Annotated in this window: 15 protein-coding genes; 4 read left to right on the top strand and 11 right to left on the bottom strand. The window is 67.1% G+C overall.

What is annotated here, in order from left to right:
* Window positions 1-5 precede the first annotated feature (5 nt).
* The 4 genes from MFM001_RS00500 to ligD form a co-directional block, all read right to left on the bottom strand.
* Complete coding sequence (locus MFM001_RS00500) at window positions 6-923, bottom strand: 5-oxoprolinase/urea amidolyase family protein (protein WP_116372510.1); 918 nt, start codon at window positions 921-923, stop codon at window positions 6-8.
* 9 nt (window positions 924-932) lie between these two features.
* Window positions 933-1,583, bottom strand: a complete 651-nt coding sequence (locus MFM001_RS00495) for an allophanate hydrolase subunit 1 (RefSeq protein ID WP_116372508.1) — start codon at window positions 1,581-1,583, stop codon at window positions 933-935.
* A gap of 74 nt (window positions 1,584-1,657) precedes the next feature.
* A complete protein-coding gene (locus MFM001_RS00490; protein ID WP_116372506.1) occupies window positions 1,658-2,647 on the bottom strand; it encodes an ABC transporter substrate-binding protein in 990 nt (329 codons plus the stop codon).
* Between the two features lie 37 nt (window positions 2,648-2,684).
* A complete protein-coding gene (ligD, locus tag MFM001_RS00485; RefSeq protein WP_116372504.1) occupies window positions 2,685-3,908 on the bottom strand; it encodes a non-homologous end-joining DNA ligase in 1,224 nt (407 codons plus the stop codon).
* A gap of 48 nt (window positions 3,909-3,956) precedes the next feature.
* Here ligD and fadD2 point away from each other — a divergent pair, with 48 nt between their 5' ends.
* Window positions 3,957-5,690: a long-chain-fatty-acid--CoA ligase FadD2 gene (fadD2, locus tag MFM001_RS00480; protein WP_116372501.1), complete on the top strand. Its 1,734-nt coding sequence runs from the start codon at window positions 3,957-3,959 to the stop codon at window positions 5,688-5,690.
* Here fadD2 and MFM001_RS00475 read toward each other — a convergent pair.
* The 5 genes from MFM001_RS00475 to MFM001_RS00455 all read right to left on the bottom strand — a co-directional run bounded on the left by MFM001_RS00475 (window position 5,687) and on the right by MFM001_RS00455 (window position 11,164).
* Window positions 5,687-6,160, bottom strand: coding sequence for a DinB family protein (locus MFM001_RS00475; RefSeq protein WP_116372499.1), 474 nt, complete (start codon window positions 6,158-6,160; stop codon window positions 5,687-5,689). The two genes, fadD2 and MFM001_RS00475, sit on opposite strands and share 4 nt — an antisense overlap.
* A 90-nt stretch (window positions 6,161-6,250) precedes the next feature.
* The gene (locus MFM001_RS00470) at window positions 6,251-8,425 is read right to left on the bottom strand and encodes an acyl-CoA dehydrogenase (RefSeq protein WP_116372497.1); all 2,175 of its coding nucleotides are present in this window, start codon (window positions 8,423-8,425) and stop codon (window positions 6,251-6,253) included.
* A gap of 36 nt (window positions 8,426-8,461) precedes the next feature.
* A complete protein-coding gene (locus tag MFM001_RS00465; protein ID WP_116373504.1) occupies window positions 8,462-9,406 on the bottom strand; it encodes a 2-hydroxyacid dehydrogenase in 945 nt (314 codons plus the stop codon).
* Window positions 9,403-10,524: an alpha/beta hydrolase gene (locus tag MFM001_RS00460; RefSeq protein WP_116372495.1), complete on the bottom strand. Its 1,122-nt coding sequence runs from the start codon at window positions 10,522-10,524 to the stop codon at window positions 9,403-9,405. The genes MFM001_RS00465 and MFM001_RS00460 overlap by 4 nt, the downstream gene beginning before the upstream one ends.
* 1 nt (window position 10,525) lies before the next feature.
* Window positions 10,526-11,164 carry a TetR/AcrR family transcriptional regulator gene (locus MFM001_RS00455; RefSeq protein WP_238158874.1) on the bottom strand — a complete coding sequence of 213 codons (639 nt, stop codon included), beginning with the start codon at window positions 11,162-11,164 and terminating at the stop codon, window positions 10,526-10,528.
* A 136-nt stretch (window positions 11,165-11,300) separates the two neighbouring features.
* On the opposite strand from MFM001_RS00455, the gene MFM001_RS00450 reads away from it, so the two are divergent.
* The gene (locus MFM001_RS00450; RefSeq protein ID WP_116372491.1) at window positions 11,301-11,870 is read left to right on the top strand and encodes a VOC family protein; all 570 of its coding nucleotides are present in this window, start codon (window positions 11,301-11,303) and stop codon (window positions 11,868-11,870) included.
* Here the strand turns inward: MFM001_RS00450 and MFM001_RS00445 are convergent.
* Complete coding sequence (locus tag MFM001_RS00445) at window positions 11,867-12,511, bottom strand: TetR/AcrR family transcriptional regulator (RefSeq protein ID WP_116372489.1); 645 nt, start codon at window positions 12,509-12,511, stop codon at window positions 11,867-11,869. The genes MFM001_RS00450 and MFM001_RS00445 overlap by 4 nt on opposite strands.
* Before the next feature lie 72 nt (window positions 12,512-12,583).
* On the opposite strand from MFM001_RS00445, the gene MFM001_RS00440 reads away from it, so the two are divergent.
* Both MFM001_RS00440 and MFM001_RS00435 read left to right on the top strand, forming a co-directional pair.
* Window positions 12,584-13,489: an oxygenase MpaB family protein gene (locus tag MFM001_RS00440; RefSeq protein WP_116372487.1), complete on the top strand. Its 906-nt coding sequence runs from the start codon at window positions 12,584-12,586 to the stop codon at window positions 13,487-13,489.
* Between the two features lie 24 nt (window positions 13,490-13,513).
* Window positions 13,514-14,419 carry a class I SAM-dependent methyltransferase gene (locus MFM001_RS00435; RefSeq protein WP_116372485.1) on the top strand — a complete coding sequence of 302 codons (906 nt, stop codon included), beginning with the start codon at window positions 13,514-13,516 and terminating at the stop codon, window positions 14,417-14,419.
* 9 nt (window positions 14,420-14,428) lie between these two features.
* On the opposite strand, the gene MFM001_RS00430 is transcribed toward MFM001_RS00435, so the two are convergent.
* The gene (locus MFM001_RS00430) at window positions 14,429-15,988 is read right to left on the bottom strand and encodes a PPE family protein (protein WP_116372483.1); all 1,560 of its coding nucleotides are present in this window, start codon (window positions 15,986-15,988) and stop codon (window positions 14,429-14,431) included.
* Window positions 15,989-16,365 lie beyond the last annotated feature (377 nt).

The raw sequence follows: 16,365 nt of genomic DNA, 5'->3' as shown, positions 1-16,365 counted from the left end.
CGGGTCTACCAGCCCGAGGGGCTCGCCGTCACTGAGCCGGAAACCGCCGCCAGCGGCGACCTGGACTGCGACCAATGCAGCCGGACATACTGGCCGGGCCGCACTTGGGCCAGCTTGTCGATGTCGTCGTCGGCGACGACGCCGACCACCGGGTAGCCGCCGGTCACCGGATGGTCCGGTCCCAGGATGACAGGTAAACCGTTGGGCGGCACCTGGATTGCGCCGCGGGTGGCTCCTTCGCTGGGCAGTTGACGGTCCGGCCAGCGGTATTGCAGCGGCCGTCCCTCCAACCGCATCCCGACCCGGTCGCTGCGGTCGGAGGCCATCCAGATCGTGTGCACCAGCGCGTCGGGATTGTCCAGCCAGTCGTCGCGCGGGCCGGGCACCACCATCAGCTCCACCAAGTGCTCGGCGATCCCGGCGACCGGCGCCTGGTCGACTTCGGGATACTCGTCGGTGTGCTCGCCGACCGGCAGTACGTCGCCGGCCTGCAGCGGCAGCGGCCCGATGGCCGACATCACGTCGTAGCTGCGCGAGCCGAGCACCGGTGTCACGTCGATGCCGCCGCGCACGCTCAAATAACTGCGCAGGCCTGAGTACGGCGTGCCCAGCGAGATCACATCGCCGTCACGGACATGGTGAATGCTGTTGTTGCCGAACGCAATTCCGTTGACGGTCGGGTCGGTGTCGGCTCCGGTGACCGCGATGTCGACGTCGCCGCCGCGGACCCGGGCCGACAGACCGCCGAAGGTCACCTCGATGGTGGCGCGGTCGTCGGGGTTGGCCACGAGGCGGTTGGCCAGGGTGTGCGAGCGGCGGTCGGCGGCCCCGGACCGGGTGACGCCCAGGTGCGCGAGGCCGACGCGGCCAAGGTCCTGAACCAGAGCCAGCGGCCCGGTGCGCAGGATTTCCAAAGTTGTCACCGGTATCTCCTATGCCGCTCGGAACTGGACCCACATACCCGGCGTCAGCAGCGCCGGATTGGGCCGGTCGATATCCCACAACACGGCGTCGGTGTGGCCGATCAGCTGCCATCCGCCGGGGGACCGACGCGGATAGATGCCGCTGAACTCGCCGGCCAGGCCTACTGCGCCGGCAGGTACAGACGGCCGCGGCTCGGAGCGCCGCGGCACCACGAGCCGCTCGTCGCCGCCCACGAGGTACGCGAAACCCGGTGCGAAACCAGCGAATCCGACCCGCCACGGCGTGGAGGTGTGGGCGTTGACGACTTGCGCGGTGCTCAGCCCGGTGTGCTCGGCCACCTCGGCGAGGTCGGCACCGTCGTACACGACATCGATCACCACGTCGATGTTTCCGTCCGGCGGTGCGGTCTCGACGGCGTCGGTGTCCACCGGCAGCCCGCGCAGGCGATGGCGAACGACCCCCTGGTAGCGGGGGGCGGCGAGCTTCACCAGCACGGTGCGGGAAGCCGGCACGATGTCGACGACGCCGGGCAGTGCGGCCTCACGCAACGCAGCAGTGGCCGCCAGCACCTCGACGGCGCTGTCGAACTCCAGCAGCAGCGCCCGATCGCCGTAGTCGAGGACGGTGTTGGCCACCGTCAGATCCATTGCCACGCTCATTACTCGACGGTAACTCCGGGTTTGCGCGGCGGCCAGAAATTTTCGAGCACTGCCAGAGCCGCCTTAGCAAATGCTTAGACGCCAAGGGCTTTCGTGATCAGCGGCGGCAGTTGGTCGGCCACAAGCGGGTAGCTCAGCGGCGACGCGAAGGCGAGTGCGCCGGCTTGGTCCTTGGTGGTGAAGATGCTCTGACTTTGGCGGGCCGCTACTTCGGCGACGGCCAGCAGCGCCCGCTGATCGTCCTCTCCGTCGGTGGTCCAGATGAGCACGTCGGCCGCGGCGAGCACGCCCTGGAGCTTGTCGCGGGGAATGAACGCGCGCTGCGGATCGACGGCGAACGGCGTGACGGCGTCGCTGACCACCAGGCCCATCTGAGTCAAAAACTCGGTGCGCCAGCCCGTCGTCGCCACCGCCTGGTCCTGGGAGAGCCGGCCCTGCAGCAGCAGCACCTTCTTGTCCTTGAAGTGCGGGTTCTGCCCCGCCAGCGCGCTGAACTTCTGGTCGACGCCGTCTATGAGCGACTTCATCTGGTCGGCTTGGAAGACCGCCTGGCCGATGGCGGTTGCCTGTTGTTTCCACGGCTCGAAGAACGCCTCGCCGTCGGACTGCGCGATCGTCGGCGCGACCGCGGCGAGTTTTTGGTAGGTGTCGGCGTCGACGCCGGCGTTTGTGGCCACGATCAGGTCGGGCTTCAGTTTGGCGATCTGATCGACCGCGATGCCGTTATCCAGGTTCAGCACAACGGGTTTGGCGTCGCCGAGTTTCGGCTGAGCCCAGGGCCACACCGCGAACGGCTGGTCGCCGAACCAGTTGGTCACCGCGATCGGTACGACGCCGACCGCGAGCAGATCGTCCTGCCCGGTGTAGCCGGCGCTGACCACCCGCTTGGGCGGTTCGGGAATGGTTGTCTCACCGAACACGTGCGTGACCGTCACGGGGCCACCGCCTTCGGCGTTGCGCCCGGCCGGCTTGCGCGACGAGCAGGCCGCGACTGCCAGCAGCCCGGCCGCGCCGGCCACGCCCAGGAATTCGCGCCGACCCAGAATCCGGCCAGTCGCGTGCATGCAGCGATTCTCTCTTATGCAGCGCCGCGGCGGGCGTTTAACGCGTTGGCCACGGGCTGTAGTCGGCGATCAGCTCCTCCTGCGGCGGCCGCTGGTCTTCGGGCACGTGCTGCAGGTTGATCCGGATCCGGTACCAGATGGAACTTGGCCCCCGCATGCCGTCGACCAGCACATCGGCCGGCTGCAGCCGGTCGGCGGCAGCGGGGTAGCGGTCGCGCCAGGTGTCCAGGGCGGCCATCGCCTCGTCCTTGGTCTTGGTGCGGGCGATCTCGATGAGCGGCATCGGGGACTGGCGGCGACCCGCCCCGGCTCGTTTGCGCGCGCCCTTCGGTGCTTTCTCGGCGGGGCCGAGTTCTTCGGCGAGTATCAGTAGCTGCTCCAATCCGCCTGTCGCCGAGTCTATTTCGGCCCACGGATCGCCGATGTCGGCGAACCGATCCGGCACGGTGGCCATCGTGAACGCCGCCGGGTCGCAGTCGGCGACCTCGTCCCAGTGCAGCGGTGTGGACACCCGCGCGTCCGGCGTCGCCCGCACCGAATACGCCGAGGCGACCGTGCGGTCCTTGGCGTTCTGGTTGAAGTCGACGAACACACCCTGGCGCTCCTCCTTCCACCACCGGGCGGTGGCCAGCTCGGGCGCGCGCCGCTCGACCTCGCGGGCCACGGTCTGGGCGGCCAGACGCACCTGGCGAAACGTCCACTGCGGCGCGATGCGCGCGTAGATATGGAAGCCGCGTGACCCGGACGTCTTGGGCCACGGCGTCAGCCCGTAATCCTCGAGCACCTCGCGGGCGACGGCGGCGACGTCGACGATCTGTGGCCACCCCACGCCAGGCATCGGGTCCAGGTCGACCCGCAACTCGTCGGGGTGGTCGAGATCCTCGGCGAGCACCGGATGCGGGTTGAGGTCGATGCAACCCAGGTTGATCGCCCAGGCCAGCCCGGCGGCGTCGTGGATGACGGCTTCGGCGGCCGAGGTGCCCGACGCATAGCGCAGCTCGGCGACGTCGACCCAGTCCGGGCGCTTGGCCGGAGCGCGCTTCTGGAAGATCGCCTCCTGATCGAGGCCCTTGACGAACCGCTTCAGGATCATCGGCCGCCCCGCGACGCCTCGTAGGGCGCCGTCGGCGACGGCCAGGTAGTAGCGGATCAGGTCCAGTTTGGTGTAACCGAGGTCCGGGAACATCACCTTGTCCGGATGGGTGACCTCAACGTCGCGGCCGCCCAGCTCGAGCGTCACCGGACCGACCATGGAGTTCATCGTAATTTTCCACGTCAAAGTGCGACGTGGCTCACATATGGTGGGGGCATGCCTAACCTGTTAGACCCGTTCGGGGCCGTGGCCAAAGCTCAGCAGTATGCGTCGCGTGGCCTGGCCGAACTGCATTACGTCCGCAAGATCTTCGAAGCGGGCGGGTTCCCGATCGAGCCCCCGCAGAACGTGGCGGCGATGGTCAACGACATCCGCAAGTGGGGCGAGATCGGGATGTTACCGGCGCTGCACGCGCGGCGCACTCCGGACAAGGTGGCGATCATCGACGACGACGGCGAGTTCACCTGGAAGGAGCTCGACGACGCCGCCAACGCGGTCGCCCACGGTCTGCTGGACAAGGGCGTCAAAGGCGGCGACGGTGTCGCGATCCTGGCGCGCAACAGCCGGTGGTTCGCCATCGCGGAGTACGGGTGCGCCCGGGTCGGTGCCCGCATCATCTTGCTGAACAGCTCGTTCTCTGGCCCGCAGATCAAGGAGGTGTCGGAGCGCGAAGACGCCAAACTGATCATCTACGACGACGAGTACACCGAAGACGTCAGCAAGGCCGACCCGCCGCTGGGCAAGCTGCGGGCGCTGGGCACCAACCCCGACGCAGACAAGGATTCGGGCAGCACGGACGAGACGCTCGCCGATCTGATCGAACGCAGCAGCGGGGAGCCCGCGCCCAAGGCGAGCAAGCACTCGTCGATCATCATTTTGACCAGCGGTACCACCGGCACCCCGAAGGGCGCCAACCGCAGCACCCCGCCGACCCTGGCGCCGATCGGCGGCATCCTGTCGCATGTTCCGTTCAAGGCCGGCGAGGTGACGGCGCTGCCGGCGCCGATGTTCCACGCGCTGGGCTTCCTGCACGCCACCATCGGGGCGTTCCTGGGCTCGACGCTGGTACTGCACCGCAAGTTCAAGCCACCGCAGGTGCTCGAAGACATCGAGAAGCACAAAGTGACGGCGATCGTTGTCGTGCCGGTGATGTTGGCGCGGATGCTCGATGCGGTCGAAAAGATGGACAAGAAGCCGGATATGTCGAGCTTGCGAATCATCTTCGTGTCCGGCTCCGCGCTGAACGCCGATGTGGCCGAACGGGCGCTCAAGGATTTCGGGCCGGTTGTCTACAACATGTACGGCTCCACCGAGATCGCGTTCGCCACGATCGCGGAACCCAAGCACTTGCAATACAACTCGTCGACGGCCGGGCCGGTGGTCAAAGGAGTGCGAGTCAAGATCTTCGACGAGAACGGCAAAGAGCTGCCGCAAGGAGAGGTGGGCCGGATCTTCGTCGGCACCAGCTTTCCGTTCGAGGGCTACACCGGCGGCGGGGGCAAGCAGATCATCGACGGAATGTTGTCGTCAGGCGACGTCGGCTATTTCGACGAGAACGGCCTGCTCTACATCAGCGGCCGCGACGACGAGATGATCGTGTCCGGCGGCGAGAACGTGTTCCCCGCCGAAGTCGAGGATTGCATCAGCGGGCACCCGGATGTGGTGGAGGCCACGGCGATTGGCGTCGAGGACAAGGAGTGGGGCCACCGGCTGCGCGCGTTCGTCGTCAAGAAGGAAGGCGCCGACATCGACGAGGACACCGTCAAGAAGTACGTGAAGGATCAGTTGGCCAAGTACAAGGTGCCGCGCGAAGTGATCTTCCTCGACGAGCTGCCGCGCAACCCCACCGGCAAGATCCTCAAGCGGGAGCTGCGCGAGATGGACGTCGACGGCGATGGCGATGGCGATGGCGGCAAATCCGAGAAAGAGCAGAAAGCCGACAACGGCTAGCCGTCGAATCCTGTTGCGCCGTCGAGTTGTTCGCGCAGGATGTCCAGTTGTCCGGTGTGGCGCGCGGTCTCTTCGATCATGTGCAGGTAAATCCAGCGCAGCGAGACACGGCCAAGGTGCCGGTGCGGCACGGTGTGTTCAAGCGGATATTCGGCTGCGATGCGCCGCGAATCTTCGCACTGCGCTTGGTATTCCGCTATCAGCGTGTCCAGTGATTCCTCGGGGAGGAACTCGAATTCCCAGGACCGCTCGTGCAGGCGGCGATTGTCGTCGACCCGCTCTTGCAGCAGCTGATCGAACCAGCCGTACTCCGCCCAGCGCAGGTGCTTGACCAGCCCGCCCACCGTCGTCGGCGACGCAACGAGGTGACGACGGGCGTCGGCGTCGGATAGCCCGGACACCTTGCGCACCACGATGCCTCGGTAGTTATCGAGGAATGACTCGAGGATCTCGCGCTCGCCGTCGCTCATGGCTGTCTCCGATTCGTTGAGATTGCGTTCAGGGCTGTGGTTTTCGCCGGATCACGACCCTGACAGCAATCTCAACGCAACGCAAGCCGTTTACGGGTCACGCGGCAGGCCCAGCAGCCGCTCGGCGATGATGTTGAGCTGTACCTCCGACGTGCCGCCGTAGATCGTGGTGGCGCGGCTGGCCAACAGATACTCCGCCCACTTGCCGGGCAGCTGCTCTGGGTCGCCGATCGCGGCGTCGGTGCCGAACGTCGACACCGCGAATTCGGCGTAGCCCTGGCCGGTGCGCATCGACAGCAGTTTGGAGATTGCCGCCGACGGCATTGCGTCACCGCCGGCCAGCGTCAGCAGCGTCGAGCGCATGTTGAGCACCTTGGCGGCATGCCCCTCCGCGATCAACTGCCCGGCGCGGTTCTGCGCGACCTGGTCGAACTGCCCGTCGCGGATGAACTCGACGAAGCCGTCGAGGTTGGCCAGGAACGGTGCCTCGCTGCTGCCGATCGAAACCCGTTCCGCGGTCAGCGTGGTGCGGCTGACTTCCCAGCCCCGGTTCACCTCGCCGAGCACCAACTCGTCGGGAACGAACACGTCATCGATGAACACGGTGTTGAACATTGCGCCACCGGTGAGTTCGCGCAGCGGCTTGACCTCCACGCCGTCGCTGTTCATGTCCAGCAGGAAGTAGGTGATGCCATTGTGTTTCGGGGCGCTTGGGTCCGTGCGGGCGAGCAGCATGCCCCACTGCGAGAACTGCGCGGCGGTGGTCCAGATCTTCTGTCCCGTGATGCGCCAGCCGCCTTCGGTTCTGGTCGCTTTTGTGGTGAGGCTGGCCAGGTCGGAGCCGGCACCCGGCTCGGAAAACAGTTGGCACCAGATCATTTCGCCGCGGAAGGTCGGCGGCAGGAACCGCTGCTTCTGCTCCTCGGTGCCGAATGCCACGACCGAGGGGATCAGCCACGTCGCGATGCCCATTTGCGGACGTTTGACCCGCCCGGCCGCGAACTCCTGGTCGATGATGATCTGCTCGACCGGGCCAGCGGCACGTCCCCACGGCTTCGGCAGGTAGGGCAGCACCCAGCCGCCCTCCGCGATCGCCGTATTGCGTTGCTCGCGTGGAATAGCCTTGAGCGCAGCGACTTCCGCGCGGATTTCTTCCCGCAGCTTCTCGGTGTCCGGATCCAAGTCGATGTTGAGTTTGCGCATCCCGGTGCTGGTCGCGGTGTCGACCACCCGCTGCGGGTAGTCGGTGCGACGGCCGAAAGACGCGGCCAAGATCAGTGCGCGTCGGTAATAGACGTTGGTGTCGTGCTCCCAGGTGAACCCGATCCCGCCGTGCACCTGGATGCAATCCTGCGTACAGCGGACAGCGGCTGCCGGGGCCAGTGTCGCCGCCACCGCGGCCGCGAATTCGACTGCAGGGCTTGCCTCATCGAGAGCGCGGGCGGCGTCCCACACCGCCGCGGTGGCCCGCTCGGTGTCGGCGACCATTTCGGCGCACTTGTGCTTGACGGCCTGGAACTGGCCGATCGGCCTGCCGAACTGTTCGCGGATCTTGGCGTATTCCGAGGCGGTGTCGGTGGCCCACCGCGCGACGCCGACGGCCTCGGCGGACAGCAGCGTGGACATCAGCGCGTGCGCGGTGGTCATCGACAGGTTGCTCAGTACCGCGTCGTCGCCGACCTCGACCGCGTTGGCGCGCACATGGGCGATCGGGCGCAGCGGGTCGACGCTCTTGACCGGTTCGATCTCGAGTTGGTCGGCGCGCAGCACGACCCATTCCTCGCCGCTGTCGATGGCCACCGGTAACACCAGCACCGACGCCTGCGCCGCCGCGGGCACCGCCCTGACCTCGCCGCGGATCACCAACCCGTCGCCGTGGCGGGTGGCGGTCAGGCCGGGACCCAGCGCGTAGGCGGCGATGGTCGCGCCTGACGCCAAATCGCCCAGCACCTTGGTGTCCGGGTCGTGCGCGGAGATCAGCGCGCTGGCGATCGCCGACGGCACGAACGGGCCAGGTACCGCGCCGTAGCCGAATTCGGCGAGCACCACCGCCAATTCGAGGATGCCAAACCCTTGTCCGCCAACGGATTCCGCGAGATGCACACCCTGCAGGCCTTGTTCGGCCGCGGCCTGCCAGTACGGCGGGGGATTGTCGATCGGTGATTCCAGCGCGGCGTGCAAAACCTCCGACGGCGCTACCCGCGCCACCAGGGACCGCACCGAATCGGCCAAGTCTTGATGCTCAGGAGTAATCGCGATCGGCATTGGTCGCCTTCCCTAGGTGGCCTCGTCCCCCTCAATCTAATAACCGGTCGGTTGATTGACTACATTGGCCAGCTGCTGCCCGTCCCGCAGCCGGCGGCAGTTGGCGACGGCCTCGATGAGGTAGCGCCGCATCGTGTCGACGGTGTACCAGCTGACGTGTGGTGTAAGCACGACGTTGTCCAGGCTCAGCAGCGGGTTGCCCGGTGCCACCGGCTCGACGGCGAAAACGTCGAGCCCCGCGGCGCCCAACCGTCCGCTGTCCAGCGCCTCCACCAGGGCCGCCTCGTCGACGATCTCACCGCGTGAGGTGTTGACCAGCACCGCGCCGGGCCTCATCGCGGCCAGCTCGTCGCGGCGGAGCAGGTGGTGCGTCGAGGCCGTCAACGGCAGGTGCAGCGAGACGATGTCGCTGGCGGCGAGCAGGTCGGGCAGCGTGCGCCAGCCCGGCAATCCGTCGTCGCCGGTGCTGGTGTGCAGTACCGTCGCGCCCATCGCAGCGACAATGCCCGCCACCTGCTTGGCGATGTTGCCGTAACCGACCAATCCGACGGTGCAGCCGCCGATGTCGCGCACCGTCTCGCCCAGTTGCGGATCCGACGGCCAGCCGCGGCCCTCGCGGGTGAGCCGGTCGAGCACCGGCAACCGGCGCAGTGCGGCCAGCATCAGCAGCACCGTGCCCTCGGCCACCGATGGCGCATTGGCACCCGGCATGTTCGCCACCGCGATGCCCTGCTCGGTCGCGGCCGCCACGTCGATGGTGTTGACCCCGGCGCCGAGTTTGTGCACCAGCCGCAGCTTCGGCGCGAGGCGCAGGTCGGCCCCCGAAAGCGGGCGCAGCACATGCCAGATCACCTCGGCGTGCGGCAGCTCGCGGTAGAAGTCGTCGTCGCCGGCACACCACCGAATATCAAGCCAGTCAGCTTCGGGCGCAACAAAATCCAGCACCTGAGCCCCCGGAACGAAGTGGGCGAGGACTCTCAGCGCCACCTTTTGGCAATCCACTTGGCAATCGTGTCAGCCTGCTCGCTGCGCGCTCCGGGGGTGGTGAAGTAGTGGTCGGTGTCGATCGTGCACATCGACTTGTCGGTGCTGGCCAGTGCGTCGTAGATCCGCTGGGCATCCGACGGGAAGACCCCGGTGTCGGCGTCGGCGTTGATGACCAGTGCCGGGCAGGTGATGCGCGCCAGATGCGGTTCGGCGCGGGTCTGGGCGGTCCGCAGGCTCCACATGCCCAGCCAGTTGTGCAACGTGCAGGCCGCCGCGATGCCATGTGCGGACCGGTTCGCCTTGGCCGGAATGCCCGCGTAGCACATGTTGGGCTGGCGTCTCGTGGGCTCGATGGTGGGGTCGACCATCCGCGGATCGGCCCAGGTCCGCATCACGGTGAACGGCCGATCCGAAAACCCCGCGGCCCGTACCCGTTTCAGCTCTTTTTCGGCCCAATCGGTGATGGCGTGGTTGCGGGCGACCTGGGCCGCGCGGTAGCGCGCCACGAACTCCTTCGAGAACGGCGGACCGTTGTGTTCGTTGAACAGGTCCAGATCCGGATCGGTGGCGACGGGGTCGTTCTCCTCGATGACGGCGGCGTCCATCCATGCGGTCAGCACGTCGGGACGACCGGGGTGGGCGGCGCTGGCGACGTAGCCGTCGGCCGGCAGCAGCTCGGTCAGCCCGCTGGCGGGCCGCATGCCGGGTAGCGGGCTGACATTCGGCTCGACCGCCTGTGACTGGTAGGCCGCCATCAGCGAGCCGCCGCCCGAGTTACCCAGCAGCACAATGGTTTCCACGCCCTGAACCTCACGCAGCCAGCGCACACCGACCCCAATGTCCACCAGAGCGTGGTCGAGCAGAAAACTGCTCTCGAAACCGCGGAATCTCGTGTTCCAGCCAAGGAACCCGATGCCGCGGGTGGCCATATAGTCCGCGAGATAGTGTTCGGAGAAGTCGATCTGGTAGTGCGTGGCGATCATTGCCACCTTCGGCTTGCGACCCACGCCGCGGTGATACAGCCCCTGACAGGGGTTCCCGCCCGCGCCGGCCCGACGCGCGGTGGGCGAGGGCAGTCCGATGAACTCGCGAATCACTCCAGGGGTGGCCATCTCACGGGACCTCCTTGTAGTAGATGGCGCGGTAGAAGATGTTGGCCAGCGTGTTGATGCAAGCCTCGTCGTCTGGATCACCGGCCACATACGCACGAGCGCCGCTGAGCTGGAGGTAGCAGAACTGGTTGAACATCGCCACGATCGCCACCGCGATCAGCTGCGGGTCGTCGTCGGCGCAGTACCCGTCGGTCTGTGCACGTCGCACCGTTTCGGTGATGAAAGAGACCGGGACTGCGCAGATCTCGGCCCAGTACTGGGCGAAGTCGTCGCTGACCATCGCCAGCTGTGACACGCTGATCATCTCCGCGAGCCGGTTGCGATAGGTGTGCCAGTGTGCGGCCGCGACTTCGTGCGCCCGCGCCTGGTTGGAAAGTCCATGCTGGACAACAGTTTTCGCGCGCTGATTGGCCTCGTCGCGGAACCGCAGAGCCCATTCGCGGATCATCGCCTCTTTGGAGTCGTAGTAGTTGTAGAACGAGGCCGTCGATCGGCCAGCTTCGGTCGCGATGTCGGCGATGGTGGCGGCCAGTATCCCTTTGCGGGCGATGACGGCCCGGGCAGCGGCGTCGATCGCGGCCTGGGTTCGGCGGCCGCGATGTGTGGGCAATTCGGCGCGCTGGCCGGGCTGCTCGGACACGGTGTACACCGGCGGCGCCTCCTCTCGCTGCGACGCGTGCGACCCCTGGAAGAGAGCTGAATCTGATGTTAGATTCAGATCCAGATCTTCGTGCACGGATCAGCGATACGCGTGCCGACCGACGGGAGCCCGGCAGATGATCAAGCCGCACAACCCCAACAGCGAATTCGAACTCGGCGGAATCAACCATGTCGCGCTGGTGTGTTCGGACATGGCCCGCACCGTCGACTTCTACAGCAACGTCCTCGGCATGCCGCTGATCAAATCGCTGGACCTGCCCGGCGGTCAGGGGCAGCACTTCTTCTTCGACGCAGGCAACGGCGACTGCGTCGCGTTCTTCTGGTTCGCCGACGCGCCCGACCGGGTGCCGGGTGTGTCGTCGCCGGCCGCCATCCCCGGGATCGGGGAGATCACCAGCGCGGTCAGCACGATGAACCATCTGGCCTTCCACGTCCCCGCCGAGAAGTTCGACGACTACCGAAAGCGGCTCAAAGAAAAGGGTGTGCGGGTCGGTCCGGTGCTCAACCACGACGAGAGCGAGATGCAGGTCTCGGCGACGCTGCACCCCGGCGTGTACGTGCGATCCTTCTACTTCCAGGACCCGGACGGCATCACCCTCGAGTTCGCCTGCTGGACAAAGGAATTCAGCGGTAGCGACGCCAAGGCGGTACCGAAGACGGCGGCCGACCGCCGGGTGCCCGTCTAATCGCGGTACAGCGCCGGGTCGGCCAGCTCGTCGAGCAGCGACGCCAGGTGATCGACGAGCTGCCCGGAATCCAGCCGCACCTCGCCGGCCAGCCAGGCGCTCAGTGTTTGCCCGACACCGCCGACCACGAAATGCGCGGTGGCGGTGATCCGGTCGTTGCGCTGCATCCTCAGCGCGGCGCCGGCGTGCTGGCCGGACAGCATCGCGAACAGCGCGCTGGACTCTTCGCGCTTGCGCACCAGCACCGCGTTGGCCGGCTGCGAGCTGAACAGCAAACGCCCCACCCGCGGGTCCCCGTCGATGGTGCGCACGATGTTGGCTATCCCGGCGCGGGTCTGCTCCTCGGGTGGTGCCGCGGCCACCGCAGCCTGGGTGGTGGCGGCCAGGTCGGCGATCACCCAGTCGAACACCGCACCGACGAACTCGTCTTTGTTGGCGAAACTCTCGTAGAAGTAGCGGGCGGCCACCCCTGCGCGACGGCACACGCCCCGCACGGTCAGCTCGGCCGGATCCTGCTGATCGGCGCCCAGCAAATCCAGGCCGGCGGCCAGTAGGCGACTGCGGCGCGCGGCCAGCCGCTCGGCGGGGTCGATGCCCCGGTAGGGCCGCGCGCTCGTCGTCTCCAGGGCCATGGCCACCATCTTGACATCGAAGTCGCCCGGACGGCAATATCAGGAAACAAGCGTTCTCACAATTAGCGGGCAGGTGTGGCGATGACGATCAGTGAACCCATCGGGCAGGTCGAGCGTGCGGTCAGCGACCCGCCCGACCCGCGGTTGAAACGGCGCGGGCGTCGGCTGCGGACGGCGGGGATGGACGACGGCCTGATGGGCGTGGCGCTGCTGGCCGGCCCGGCCAACGTGATCATGCAATTGGCTCGCCCCGGCGTCGGCTACGGAGTGGTGGAGAGCCGGGTGGAAAGCGGCCGGGTCGACCTGCATCCGATCAAGCGGGCGCGCACCACGTTCACCTACCTGGCGGTGGCCAGCGCCGGCACCGACGAACAGAAGGCCGCGTTTCGCCGGGCGGTGAACCGTGCGCACGCGCAGGTGTACTCGACGGACGAAAGCCCGGTGTCCTACAACGCTTTCGACCCGGAGTTGCAGCTCTGGGTCGGTGCCTGCCTATACAAGGGCGGGGTCGACATCTACCGCATCTTCGTCGGCGAGATGGACGACGAAGAGGCCGAGCGCCACTATCGCGAGGGGATGGCGCTGGGCACCACACTGCAGGTGCCGCCGGAGATGTGGCCGGCCGATCGCGCCGCCTTCGACCGGTACTGGCAGGAGTCGCTGGACAAGGTGCACATCGACGACACCGTGCGCGAGTACCTCTATCCGATCGCCGTGGGCCGGATGCCCGGCGTGACGCTGCCCGGGCCGGTGCAGCGCTGGCTGGACAGCTTCGGCCTGCTGATCACCGCGGGCTTTCTGCCGCAACGGTTCCGCGACGAGATGCGTTTTGAGTGGGATGCCGTCAAGCAGCGCCGCTTCGACCGGCTGATGGCCGTGCTGCGGTTCGGCAACAACCTGATGCCGCGGTTCGTCCGCAAGTTCCCGTTCAACGTGCTGCTGTGGGATCTGGACCGGCGGATCAAGAAGGGCCGGCCGCTGGTCTAGTCGGCGCTCAGTAGTGTCGGTGGTATGCGTACTGACGGTGACACCTGGGACATCACGACGAGTGTCGGCTCGACTGCGTTATTCGTGGCGACCGCCCGAGCATTGGAGGCGCAAAAGCCCGACCCGCTGGCCGTGGACCCGTTCGCCGAGGTGTTCTGCCGCGCGGTGGGTGGCGACTGGGCCGGCGTGCTCGACGGCAAAGTGCCCGACCATCAACTGAAGACCGACGACTTCGGTCAGCACTTCGTCAACTTCCAAGGCGCCCGCACCAAGTACTTCGACAACTACTTCCGGCAGGCTGCCGACGCGGGCGTCCGTCAGGCGGTCATCCTGGCCGCCGGGCTGGACTCCCGCGCCTACCGGCTGTCGTGGCCCGACGGGACGACGATCTTCGAGCTGGACCAACCCCAGGTGCTGGAGTTCAAGCGCGAGGTGCTCGCCGAGCACGGCGCAGAACCACGCGCCGAGCGTCGCGAGGTTGCCGTCGACCTACGTGAAGACTGGCCACAGGCATTGCGGGACAGCGGTTTTGACCCGGCCAAGCCGTCGGCCTGGATTGCCGAGGGCCTGCTGATCTACCTTCCGGCCGACGCGCAGCATCAGTTGTACACGGGAATCGATGCGTTGGCTGCCCCCGGCAGCCACGTGGGCCTGGAGGATGGTGCCCCGATGCCGCCCGACGAGTTCGCCGCCGCCGTCGAGGAAGAACGCGCAGCGAACGCCCGAGGCGAGCAGCGGTTGTTCTTCCAGCTGGTCTACAACGAGCAGTGCGCACCGGCCGACCAGTGGTTCGATGAACGCGGCTGGACCGCGGTGCCGACCCCGCTGGGCGACTACCTACGCAAAGTCGGGCGACCGGTCCCGGAGCCGGGTACCGAGGCGGGGCCGATGATTGCCCGCAACACTTTGGTCAGCGCGGTCAAGGGCTGAGGACGAGACTCACTCGGGGTCCCAGCTGCCCGGCATCATCGGCATGGTCGGTCCGCCGCCGAACCGGTCGTCGTCCAGCGTCGCCAATCCCCGTTGCGAAGCGGTCTTTGGGGCGGTACCGGCAAAACCCAACAGTCCTGCGCCCTGATCCGAGGCCACGGTTTCTGCGTTCGGATCCAGGAATTCGTAGCGGTAACCGCGGTCGATGCGTTTCGGTGCCGGACGCCGGCGCCGACGCGTCTGTTCCTCCTTACCCGCCGATGCCGCCGTCGCGGCCGGAGTTGCGGCATCCTCGGACGTCGGCTTGGCCGTCTTGCCGCGGACGCTCGACTGCGCACCGCACCCAAGAAGACCCGCCAGATACGGGTTCTGCGCGCCGAGAGTAGCTTCCGGCCCCGTCAGCGGCGGTGGAGGCGGGGGAGCGCTCGGCGGAGGCGGAGTAACGGGTGCGGGTGCCGTCGCGGCCGGAGCAGCAGGGGGCGTCGGCGCAGCGCTCGGAGTAGCAGCGGGCCCGACGGCCGGCACCGGGGGCACCGTCGCGACGGGAATAGGTGCCGCCGCTACGGGAACCGGCGCCGGCGGCGTCACACCGGCCAGTCCGGCCAGCCCGGCGAATCCACCCGCCGCTCCCATGGGTGCCATTGCCATGGGCGCGGTCAACCCCAAGGTGTAGATCGGATTGCTGAGCACAAAGCCGATCAACCCCACGGGGTTGTAGAGAATCAGCCAGATCAGATACATCGTGCGGTGTACGACGAACTGGGTGCCGAGCAGCAGCACCGCCTCAAGGAATTGCACCGGGTTACCCGCGTAGTTGGCAAGCATGGCTTCGGCGCGAGGGAGGAAGGTCGCCAAACTCGGCTGCATCATCTGGAACGAGTTCGGCAAAAACGGATTGAACTGCGGCGGGAAGATGGCCTGTAGCCACTGCTCGGGGGTGGTGGGCAGCGTGGTGCCCATACCGGGCATATTGCCCATGCCTCCGCCCATGCCCGAGCCGTTCCCCATGCCCGAGCCGCTGCTCATGTCCGATTTCATGATCTGCGGCGCCGCCGTGCTGCGTGGGGTCGTGGCGACAGCCGCCGTCGAAACAGACTGATAGGCGGTCATGGTCGTGGCAGCCTGGACCCACATCCGCAGGTAGTCGGCCTCGTTCAGGGCGATCGGGATGGTGTTGACGCCGAAGAAATTGGTCGCCACCAACACGGCGTGGGTGGCGTGGTTGGCGGCCAGTTCGGCCAGCGTCGGCATGGTGGCCAGCGCGGTCAGGTAAGCGGTTGCCGCGGTCACCTGCTGGGCGGCCGTCGCGGCGCTGTCCGCGCCGGCCTGCATCAGCCAGGTCACGTACGGAGCGTGGGCGGCAAGATACGACTCCGCGCTCGGGCCCTCCCATGCGCCGGCCTGCACCGCTTCCAGGACTGCGGTGAGTTCGTCTGCAGCCGAGGCGTATTCCGTGCTGAGCGTGTCCCACGCGGCGGCGGACGCCAGCAACGGCCCCGGCCCCGGGCCGCTGCTCAACAGCGTGGAGTGCACTTCCGGTGGGAACGCCATCCAAATCGGCGCAGTCATCGCACACCTCTTCCGATGCGGGTGGTCGAAGCCGCCCCAGATAGCACGTACTACGACATTCTATGACCGTAGGTGCGGAAATTTGGTGCAGTTTTCTCCGTATCAGCTGTGAAAATTGGCTGTTGTGCCCGCGGATGCGTGGAAGGATCGTGCCGTGTCAACGCTGCGATGGCTAGCCGGCCGGGCGATGCTCGCTCAGCCGGGGAACCCGACACGGCAGCAGACCGACTGATAGTGAGACCCGTTCAATCGAGGGCGTCGGCGTGGGGTATGGTCCCGGCGAGGCGTTATCGAAAATGGTTTTCATCAACGTGTGGTGCCGGAAGGAGGCTGTCTTGTTCCGCCAGTCTCGTGGTCGGGGCCACTCGCTGCTCCAA

This window comes from Mycobacterium sp. MFM001 (assembly GCF_003402475.1).
Classification (GTDB): domain Bacteria; phylum Actinomycetota; class Actinomycetes; order Mycobacteriales; family Mycobacteriaceae; genus Mycobacterium.
The sequence above is the reverse complement of the archived record's forward strand: the minus strand, read 5'-3'. Positions and strand labels throughout refer to the sequence as shown.

What these genes read in the sequence shown, in the direction of transcription:
- MFM001_RS00495 (WP_116372508.1), bottom strand. Translation starts at nt 1,583, where the DNA reads ATGAGCGTGGCAATGGATCTGACGGTGGCCAACACCGTCCTCGACTAC.
- MFM001_RS00490 (WP_116372506.1), bottom strand. Translation starts at nt 2,647, where the DNA reads ATGCACGCGACTGGCCGGATTCTGGGTCGGCGCGAATTCCTGGGCGTG.
- ligD (WP_116372504.1), bottom strand. Translation starts at nt 3,908, where the DNA reads ATGAACTCCATGGTCGGTCCGGTGACGCTCGAGCTGGGCGGCCGCGAC.
- fadD2 (WP_116372501.1), top strand. Translation starts at nt 3,957, where the DNA reads ATGCCTAACCTGTTAGACCCGTTCGGGGCCGTGGCCAAAGCTCAGCAG.
- MFM001_RS00475 (WP_116372499.1), bottom strand. Translation starts at nt 6,160, where the DNA reads ATGAGCGACGGCGAGCGCGAGATCCTCGAGTCATTCCTCGATAACTAC.
- MFM001_RS00470 (WP_116372497.1), bottom strand. Translation starts at nt 8,425, where the DNA reads ATGCCGATCGCGATTACTCCTGAGCATCAAGACTTGGCCGATTCGGTG.
- MFM001_RS00460 (WP_116372495.1), bottom strand. Translation starts at nt 10,524, where the DNA reads ATGGCCACCCCTGGAGTGATTCGCGAGTTCATCGGACTGCCCTCGCCC.
- MFM001_RS00450 (WP_116372491.1), top strand. Translation starts at nt 11,301, where the DNA reads ATGATCAAGCCGCACAACCCCAACAGCGAATTCGAACTCGGCGGAATC.
- MFM001_RS00445 (WP_116372489.1), bottom strand. Translation starts at nt 12,511, where the DNA reads ATGGTGGCCATGGCCCTGGAGACGACGAGCGCGCGGCCCTACCGGGGC.
- MFM001_RS00440 (WP_116372487.1), top strand. Translation starts at nt 12,584, where the DNA reads ATGACGATCAGTGAACCCATCGGGCAGGTCGAGCGTGCGGTCAGCGAC.
- MFM001_RS00435 (WP_116372485.1), top strand. Translation starts at nt 13,514, where the DNA reads ATGCGTACTGACGGTGACACCTGGGACATCACGACGAGTGTCGGCTCG.
- MFM001_RS00430 (WP_116372483.1), bottom strand. Translation starts at nt 15,988, where the DNA reads ATGACTGCGCCGATTTGGATGGCGTTCCCACCGGAAGTGCACTCCACG.